This window comes from uncultured Chitinophaga sp., assembly GCF_937874145.1.
Classification (GTDB): Bacteria; Bacteroidota; Bacteroidia; order Chitinophagales; family Chitinophagaceae; genus Chitinophaga.
This window is the reverse complement of sequence record NZ_CALNBI010000294.1, coordinates 1-3,284: the sequence shown is the minus strand read 5'-3', so window position 1 is coordinate 3,284 and position 3,284 is coordinate 1. Positions and strand designations below refer to the sequence as shown.

Here is a 3,284-nt window from a genome sequence, read left to right as displayed (position 1 = left end):
CACCCTTAGCCTCAATAACCAGCCTATTTTCGTGATCGACGGGGTGATCGTGGAGAACGACGCCTTCGACGGGAAGGGGCGCGATTTCGGGAACGATCTCAAGAACCTGAATATGGAAGAGTTTGAAAGCGTATCCGTGCTGAAAGGTTCCGCGGCGGCTGCGCTTTATGGCTCCCGCGCGGTGAACGGCGTAGTGCTTATCACCACCAAGAAAGGGCGGACGAAGAAAGGATGGGGCGTATCCCTCAGCCAATCCATCAATATACAGGATCCCTACCGCGGGCCGGATTTCCAGGACGAATACGGCGGCGGCACCGTAGGGGCCTTCTTCACCGACACCCGCGATCCCGGTTACGGCCCCGGTACCAACTGGCAAACGAAAGTGTTCCCCACCAACGCTGCCGGCGAACCGTATATCGATCCGCAGAAGAACAGGGAACTGGAGAACTGGGGCCCGAAATTCGCCAACCAGAAAGTGCGGAATTACGACGGCACCTGGACCGAATACAAAGCCGTTCCCAACAACTATCTCGACGCATTCCAGACCGGTGTGGGCTACCTCACCAACGTAGCGCTGGACGGCGCCACGGATAAATCTTCGTTCCGTTTGTCTTACTCCCGCAACCAGGCGGAAGGGATCAATTTCCGGAACAAGATGAATAAAAACGCCTTCACGCTGCGGGCCACCCACAACCTGACCAGCTTCATCTCCCTGGACGCGGGCGCGGATTACACTTCGCTCAAAGGCGAGAACCCGCCGCAGCTGGGGCTCAATAACTACATCTGGATCTTCCCCCGCAACTACGACACCAAATACTGGATGCAGCGCAGCAAATACACCAGCACCCTTGGCGGCGTGCCCAAAGTGTACGATGCCAACGAAACCAACGTCGTTCCCGGCGCCGATTACTGGTTCCGGATCTTCGAAAACGATTACCTGCAGGACGAGCAGATGTTCCGCGGCCGCCTCGCCGTTAACGCGAAGCTGACCAGCTGGCTGAACCTCCAGCTGGAAGGGAACTTCAGCAATATCTCCATCAAGAACGAAACGAAAGAACTGGGGCAGGGATATGATTTCAAAGGAGAAGACAATACCAGCGGCGGCAAGTACGGCCTGGGCCATTCGCAGAAGCGCGCCTGGTTTATGAAGTGGATGGGTGTTGTCAACAAGCAACTGAGCAAAGACCTTTCCCTGAGCGGATATATCGGCGGCGAAACGCAGCGGTATTACACCACTTACAACTACGACGAAACGGACGGAGGGCTTATCTTCCCGGGGAACTACTTCCTGTCCAACTCCAAACGCCTGCCGATCGCTACGGGCGGTGTAAAAAACCGCAAAACGATCAACTCGCTGTATGGTAGTGCAGACCTGGCCTGGAGAGACCAGCTATTCATGCAGGCTACCTGGCGTGGCGACTGGTCGTCGGCCCTGACGTACAGCAATGGCCTGGGCAACAACTTCTTCAGTTATCCGGCCGTGAGCTTATCGTGGATCTTCACGGAAACCTTCCAGTTGCCGGAATTTATTTCCTTTGGTAAGCTGCGCGGCAACATCGCCTGGCTGGGTGGAGACCTGGATCCCTACGTCCTCAACCCCGGCTTCCAGCTGCGGGGCTTTTCGCAGGCGAACGGCGGGAACATCCCCATGCTGACGTACCTGCTCAACGCGCAGGGGCAAACGTATACGGTGGATAAAAACCTCAAACCCCGCCGCAAACGCTCCTACGAAGGCGGGCTGGATCTCCGGTTCATGAAAGACAGGCTGGGTATCGATTTCACGATATATAAAGACAATACCTTCGACCAGGGTATCCTCATCCCCGCGGCAGCGGAATCCGGTGTGAACAGCCAGCTGGTCAATGCCGGGAACATCCAGAACAAAGGAGTGGAAATCGCGCTGACGGGAACGCCGGTGCAGACGAAAAACTTCAACTGGAACTCGACGCTCACTTTCACCCGTAACCGCAACAAAATCATTGAGCTTTACGGCGATAACGAGTATTATGCGCTGGACGAAGAAGGGCTGGGCGCCAACGACCAGATCCCATACGCCAAAGTAGGCGGCGCCTACGGTGTGATCAGGACCCGCATCCACTCCAAACCCTACCAGGCATTCGACGCCAACGGCAAGCCGGTGGATCATCCCAATAACGGGAAAACCGTACTGGCCTGGCGTTCCGATGCCAGGGCGGCCTTCCCGCAGCGGAGCAACGAATGGATGGATGTGGGCGATATCAACCCCGATTTTCGTTCCAGCTTCGACAACACCTTCCGGTATAAAAACATTTCGCTGAACGTGCTCTTCGATGCCAAGATCGGCGGCGACATGGTGATGCACTCCATGCGCTACGGCACGCACACGGGTATCTTCAAATCCTCCCTGCAGGGGCGCGACGCATCGCACGGCGGTATCAGCTGGACGAGCAAATATCCCAACGACCTCGGCACGTACGACGACGGTATCATCCCAGATGGCGTGTTCGACAACGGGCAGATGATCGAGCAGCCGGATGGCAGCTCGGTGGACGTGTCCGGAATGACATTCCGGGAAGCGTACGATAAAGGGTATGTAGAACCCACGCACCTGCCGCAGTACATGTACCGTTATGGTTCATTCTCCACCGCGGTGGGCGATTACTGGGTGGTGAAGAACTCCTGGATCTCGCTGCGGCAGATCGCACTGAGCTATACGCTGCCGGTGTCCGTAGCGGAGAAGCTGCGGCTGAACAACCTGCAGGTGAGCATCCTCGGCCGCGACCTGGGTTACCTGTACAATACGCTTCCGAACAATTTCAACCCGGCGGCCAACAACTCCAACCGGACCAGCGTGAACAAGGAAGAAGGCTTTGTGCCCCCGATGACGCGCTCTTTCGTGTTCACCATCCGCGCTGGATTCTAGTTGTTCACCCATTTAAACGATTCACATGAAAAAGCTATCGATTCTTTCCATCATAACGGCCGCCACGCTCTTCTCCGCTTCCTGCAAAAAGGATTTCGGGGAAACGAACACCGATCCCAGCGTGGTAACAACGCCCGACGTGGCGGCGCTTTTCGCCTATTCCGCTGAGAACCTGGAAAGTTACCAGGGGCAGGAGTGGGTTTGGGAAAACCTGGAGCAGTTATTACGTTTTTCCCAGCACCTGACCACAGACCCGTATGAGCTGTCGAACAACGTGAACAGCCGCTACCGCGTGTTGTACAATAACATCCTGCCCAACCTGGTGGAGATCCGCAATTACTCCAGCGGCCTCACCGACGGCGACCGCTACCGCAATATCCGC

2 protein-coding genes are annotated in these 3,284 nt (G+C 56.4%); both read left to right on the top strand.

Features of this window, described 5'->3' with window-relative positions:
* A partial coding sequence (locus Q0510_RS14460) for a TonB-dependent receptor plug domain-containing protein (protein WP_298713103.1) occupies positions 1 to 2,902 on the top strand: 2,902 nt, incomplete at its 5' end.
* Positions 2,903 to 2,927: 25 nt separating this feature from the next.
* A partial coding sequence (locus Q0510_RS14455; RefSeq protein ID WP_298713100.1) for a hypothetical protein occupies positions 2,928 to 3,284 on the top strand: 357 nt, incomplete at its 3' end.